The 5,707-nt window shown below is 25.8% G+C and carries 9 protein-coding genes; all 9 read right to left on the minus strand.

The window, feature by feature from the left end; genetic code table 11:
- Positions 1-325, minus strand: a 325-nt coding sequence (locus tag M3Z80_RS08810; protein ID WP_293919245.1) for a hypothetical protein, incomplete at its 3' end; no start/stop codon positions are given.
- Between the two features lie 422 nt (positions 326-747).
- Positions 748-1,674, minus strand: coding sequence for a hypothetical protein (locus M3Z80_RS08815; RefSeq protein ID WP_293919246.1), 927 nt, complete (start codon positions 1,672-1,674; stop codon positions 748-750).
- A 2-nt stretch (positions 1,675-1,676) separates the two neighbouring features.
- On the minus strand, positions 1,677-2,096 hold the full coding sequence (locus M3Z80_RS08820; protein ID WP_293919247.1) for a CHAP domain-containing protein: 420 nt from the start codon (positions 2,094-2,096) through the stop codon (positions 1,677-1,679).
- 103 nt (positions 2,097-2,199) lie between these two features.
- Entirely contained in the window at positions 2,200-2,508 is a 309-nt protein-coding gene (locus tag M3Z80_RS08825) for a hypothetical protein (protein WP_293919248.1), read from the minus strand.
- An 82-nt stretch (positions 2,509-2,590) separates the two neighbouring features.
- Positions 2,591-3,223 carry a hypothetical protein gene (locus tag M3Z80_RS08830; RefSeq protein WP_293919249.1) on the minus strand — a complete coding sequence of 211 codons (633 nt, stop codon included), beginning with the start codon at positions 3,221-3,223 and terminating at the stop codon, positions 2,591-2,593.
- Positions 3,171-3,572 (minus strand): M23 family metallopeptidase, encoded by a 402-nt coding sequence (locus M3Z80_RS08835; RefSeq protein ID WP_293919250.1) that lies wholly within the window; start codon positions 3,570-3,572, stop codon positions 3,171-3,173. The genes M3Z80_RS08830 and M3Z80_RS08835 overlap by 53 nt, the downstream gene beginning before the upstream one ends.
- Before the next feature lie 77 nt (positions 3,573-3,649).
- Positions 3,650-3,865 carry a hypothetical protein gene (locus M3Z80_RS08840; RefSeq protein ID WP_293919251.1) on the minus strand — a complete coding sequence of 72 codons (216 nt, stop codon included), beginning with the start codon at positions 3,863-3,865 and terminating at the stop codon, positions 3,650-3,652.
- 276 nt (positions 3,866-4,141) lie between these two features.
- Positions 4,142-4,936, minus strand: coding sequence for a PA3715 family protein (locus tag M3Z80_RS08845; RefSeq protein WP_293919252.1), 795 nt, complete (start codon positions 4,934-4,936; stop codon positions 4,142-4,144).
- Positions 4,937-4,995: 59 nt separating this feature from the next.
- On the minus strand, positions 4,996-5,707 hold a 712-nt coding region (locus M3Z80_RS08850), incomplete at its 5' end, for a hypothetical protein (RefSeq protein ID WP_293919253.1).

Here is a 5,707-nt window from a genome sequence, read left to right on the forward strand (position 1 = left end):
TAAGATTAACATATTCAATATTAGAACATGAATTAGATATAAAAATATGGTTTTCCTTTAATTCAATAGTATATGTTTTTATTTCTTTTTTTAATTTTTCTCTTTCAATACCTTTCAAGTCTAAAACAGGATAATGAGAAATATCGTAAAAATACCATAGTTCATTTTCCTGAATTGGATTTTGGCGAATGGTTATTGAATCCTCCGAAACTACATTCTTTTTTTCTTTTATATTATCTCTCCCCTCTGCTTTACAGGAAAAAAATAAAAGAAAATAACTAAAATATATCAATATAATTCTTATAACTTTATTTATTGTTTTCATAAATATTATGTAAAAATATTTTATTTTCTTTATTTCTTCTATTAACAAGTCCCGAAGTTCCTCCATTATTAACATCAGCAAATTCATCAGCTCCTTCTAAATATTTCTTTGCATTGATATTCTTTTTTATCTTAGTTTCACCTTTTTTTGCTCCTAATAAATCCCTCCCGGATTCTTCTATACATTGGGCAAAGAAATGAGCTTTTCTTATACAGTAATGGAATTAAATCTCCCTCATAATCATAAGGGGCTAACAATTATTTAAATATTAGACTAAATCAGTGTAGTATTTTTAAACATATGTATTCAGCATTTTTTAGACCTAATTTTTATTGTTTTTTGAAAAGCACAGAAAATAAGATAAATACGGAGTAGTGTTTAATCATGCCCATTGTAATTTTATTGAACTTTATATATCATGATTATTTTTTCTTTATAATTTCATAACCTAGTTTTTTAGGTTTTGTTATTACATCTTGAGATATCCATTGGGTTGTCAAATAATAGTTCCCTTTATCTTCAATTAAAACAAATTCAGGATTCATATCTCCCCCTTGTTTATATCCATACAAATTTCTTGAATGATATAAAGCGAGTTTACTGTCCTCCTCTTTAGCTGTTAATAGGTCTATAAAGCTCATTTGGAAACCGTCTCCTGTTGCTTTTATACTATCTTTTGTTATCTCTAAAATAATTTCATAACCTGCTTTCTGCCCTCCTATATCTCCATAGTCTAACCAAACTGAATAATTCCCATACCATTTTTTAGAAATATTATTTACTGCGATAAAATCATTAGCTCTTAATTTTTGAATTTTAGTATCTATGAAATTTTCTCTCCATTCTTGTTCTAAATTATTTTCATTTAAGGACTGTATTTTAATAGAATCTAACAATTCCCATTCATTTGAATTATTTGTAAATAATTTCTCCATATAGTTATCTTTTTGATAATATATTGGATCTCCTGATTTATTATAGTTTAAATACTTTTTTTCAATCAGAAAAACATAAATGTTAAATTTATTTTTAAGTTCATCAATAGACAACTCATTAATTTCTTTAACAGATTCTTGAGTATTTAAAATTATGTCATTTTTAGGTATATAATAAATTAGAATATTCCCTAAATTATTATTCTCTTTTGGATTATAAATACAGCCATAATCAGCTGTTACAAAATAACCATTTTCAAAGGAAAAATCTCCGCATTTTAATATGTTATCAAGAGAATAATTATCTACCTTATTTTTTATTCCAATCAAAGACTTTTCTTTATCTTGCCCTTTACAAGAAACTAAAGTACATGAGATTAAAATTAAGGTCATATATATTAATTTGATTTTCATAATTATAATTTTTTAGTATAATTTTTGGGTCTAAAATATCCTTTCCATCCATCATGAGTAGATAATGCTCCACTATTTCTCATATATATAGCCGTTCTCGAACAGCCTTTTCCAGAATACCCACCATTTTTAACTTGTTGAGATTCTCCTACAGCCCCTGTTCTTCCTATTGCCTCTAAAATAGTTACTAAATCTGTAGATTCATCATACTCATATACTATGCCTGTATGACCAACACCATTACTTTTTCGCCAAACAAATATATCTCCTCTTTCTGGTTTAAAATCTGATTTATTACTTCCTGAAACAAAATCTATTTTATCAGAATTTATAGCTTTTCTAAAATCACTTTGTGTTGTCATTAATCCTGTATAAATAGCTTTTACTTCCGAAGTTATACCTAATTTATATAAATTTAGCACGACGTTTTTGAATATACCTATTCACCGTTTTTAAAGCCCTCTTTTTTAATATTAGATAAAAAACATTAATGTAAAACAGAGCTTTAATTATGCATATTATTATTTACTGCACTTTATTTAATATATATTGTTTATTATCATAATAAAAATCTAAATAGGGAGATTCCCATAAATATTTTTTACCATCAAAATATATATTTCCAAAATCTTTTGTTTTTTCTAATATAGCACTCTCACTACCATCTAAATACTTTGAATAAGACAATAATAATTTATTATCAACTTCTTTTCCTGTTAATAAATATTTTTGATAAATCTGATAACCTGCTATTTCATAAATTATAGAATCTTTTGAAATACTCAATGTAATACTTTTATCTTCCCTCCAATCTTTAGATTCTTTACTGATCACATGATATATTCCAAACCATTTACTTGAAATAATTTTGTTTTTATTATATTCTTGCTTAGTTTTATATGTATATTCTTCTGGCTCATATTCTCTTAAATAGTATGTAGGGGGGGGGGCAATCGTAAATAATAGTTGATAACGGTAATCTAGTTAATTTCCCTACATTACTTAGACCATAAAGTTCGTATAACTCAAAAGATTCTTTTTTTGTACTGTTGCTATATTTCCCAATAGCAATACCTGTTTTATCAACATTACCAGATTTGTAATTAAATTGAGAATAATCAAAGCCTTTTGGTATTTTTAAAGTATCTATTAATTCTTTATTTTTCCCTTTTTCCCTTTCTATAAAAAGGTATCTTATTTTTTCTTTTCCAGATTTTATATCATCTCTAGAATTAATAAGGGCTAATTCTGTAAAAGAAATATTATTTGTATTGGAAATATTTTCTTCATTCCATAGAATAAAATATCTGGATTCAGTGTTTAGAAAGCTTGAAATACTTTCAGATTTAATTTGAGTAATTCCTACCCCACTGTAATCATCATAAATTACGTCAGAAAAATTGGTAATATTATTATAAGTTATACCTAAAGCTATATTCTTTTCTTGGGATTGGCATGAATTAAAATTTAATAATATAAAGAAATATACTATTATTTTAATCTTTTGTTTGATCTTGTTTTGGAGCATTCCATTTTGTTTTATGTCCATTTTCATTATATTTAAATTTAACGGCTTCATCCTGTTCTTTCGTATTATATGAATTTAACTTAACAAATCTTGCAGGATTAGTTCTTCTTGTTTTTCCTGTCCCATAGGCATTTAGTATTGTTGTGATTTCAAAATGCAAATGTGGACTAGGAATATTATTAGCTATGCTCCCAGACACTCCTGACAATCCAATTACATCACCAGACTTTACCTTATCTCCTTTTTTAACATACCTTTTACTTAAATGCATATATATTAAATATACTTCATCAGATTCTTTAATGTCAATCCCTTTTAATTTATCCGTATATTGTGTTTTATAATTTACTTTTCTTTCCTGTTCTAACAAATCTTTGACATTTTGAATCTTTACTCGTACTATCCATCCTGCACTAGCAGAATATCTTACTTGATGTATATTCCCTTTTAAACAAGAATATACCTTGTCTTTACTCTTGTAGTATTCCTATTACTTATATCTTTTAAAGAAATCTTATCAGTTATCCAATACTCTTTAATTTTTTCTATATATGAAGAAGCTTGATTGTTTTCTCTATTTAAATTATCATCGTGTTTTATATTTTTTTTCCATTGACATGAAAAAAAAGAGAAAAGAATAATTACTATTATTAATTTTTTCATTTTGATTTATATGGGTTAGTTTCAGTATTCAAATAATAATATTCAACATATAACAAATTTAAAATTTAGACAGGGGGACGTATAGGGAAAATTATTTACAATTATCAATTTAATTTATTAATTATTATATTTATGTCTTTTTTTGCTATTATTTATGAATTATTTAAATAATAGAGAAAATCATTGCGATTTTTTCGAATATGTTTATTGGATTTTTTTTACCCCTTTTTTATTGTTTTTTGAAAAATAAGATAAATGGATAAAGATCGGATAACGTTAATTTATTTTTTGATACCTTCCATTAACATACTTTAAAGTATATTGATTTGTAAAATCTTCTTCTCTTTCAATACAAGGATAATCTTCAAATTCATCTTCTATTGTTATACCTTTATCCCTTTCAAAAAATGTATGGTTTTCAGTATTTTTAACAATAATATTTTTAAAATTATTAGTTTGTTTATCCGATATTATTAATACAGATTTCATTGTTTCTGTATCTCCCTCACAACCAGAATATTCTCCTCGGGTATAGTTTGTAATCAAACTATCTAAAACCATTTGCAAGGTCTTATTTTTTTGAATAAACAAAGATATTGTAGAGGAAGTATAATGTCCATGCCTTCTGAAATTATTGTGATGGACTACTATTCCAAAAGCCCTATATTCCTCATTCAAAATAAATAATCCGGTATCTATTGAAATTGAACCCAGTTTAATGGCATCAGAAATTTCAACAAATTCATCAGGGTAATAGGAAATTACTTTTTCACTAGTGGTATCGATTAGAAGGATATGTAAGTTAACATCAAATTCATCATCTTCATTACGACTTTCAGAGATATATTCGGGAATTACAATAACAGTTTGATCTGCATAAGGTAATTTTTTTTGAACAATTAGATGCATAGCGCAATCATTTTCTTCTAAGCCTAAATATTTTAAAGCAATTGTTTCAAATTTCGAATTATCATTATCTTTCTTTCCGTTAAGTTGTTTTTCTGTTAATACAACAGTATTAGCATCCATACAAAAACATAAAAAGAATACAATAACTGTAATTAATCTCATAGTAGTTAAATTTTTAGTTCCTGAAACTGTCTAGATATTATTTTAATTTAAATCCCTAACTATTCAAAAATATAAGCATATTCTAAGGCTTCCTTCAAATGAGGTAAATTATAATAATTATTCTTTTCAAAATTCTTTTCTATTTCCTTCCATTCTTTTTCATCTCCTCTATTTGAATAATAATATATACTCCCTAATATGTTCCAACGGTTGTTATATCTAATGTTTTTATATTTCATAAAAAGATAATCGTAGGTATTTGATTTATATGCTAATATTTTGTAGGCTTCCTTTTCTGTCCATTTATTCGGGTTTTCATAAACTTCATAATGATAGAGAGCTTTGGCATAGTCATGGGTGTTTTCTTCATCGGTTGTTTTCTGCTCTATATATTTTAATATATCTTCACGTATCTCTAATTCCCCTTTGCAATTCCTTACAAAAACATAATTATTTATAAATTCTACTGCTTTTGATCGATTCCTCTGCATTACCCAATCTAATAAGTCCTTATCTTTAGTATAACCAAAGGTAATTACTAAGGATTCTAAAAAAAGTGAATCATTAACTTTCAACCATGCTAAGCTTGCCTTATTATCATTAAATAGATATTTATTGCGATTGATTAATAATTGTTCTTCATTATTATCATAATTATTTCCCATCCATCTACTTACATAAATGTCACCTTCTTTAGTTTTTTCGATTCCATCTTTAATTGATAAGTTAGGAAACTTTTTTTTATAGTCGTAAATATCTGGAATAAAATAC

Origin of the sequence: Apibacter sp., from assembly GCF_025291155.1 — a bacterium.
Taxonomy (GTDB): domain Bacteria; phylum Bacteroidota; class Bacteroidia; order Flavobacteriales; family Weeksellaceae; genus Apibacter.

Bases quoted from the DNA above. Each gene is read 5' to 3' on its own strand.
- M3Z80_RS08815 (WP_293919246.1), bottom strand. From the start codon at position 1,674: ATGAAAATCAAATTAATATATATGACCTTAATTTTAATCTCATGTACT.
- M3Z80_RS08830 (WP_293919249.1), bottom strand. From the start codon at position 3,223: ATGGACATAAAACAAAATGGAATGCTCCAAAACAAGATCAAACAAAAG.
- M3Z80_RS08840 (WP_293919251.1), bottom strand. From the start codon at position 3,865: ATGAAAAAATTAATAATAGTAATTATTCTTTTCTCTTTTTTTTCATGT.
- M3Z80_RS08845 (WP_293919252.1), bottom strand. From the start codon at position 4,936: ATGAGATTAATTACAGTTATTGTATTCTTTTTATGTTTTTGTATGGAT.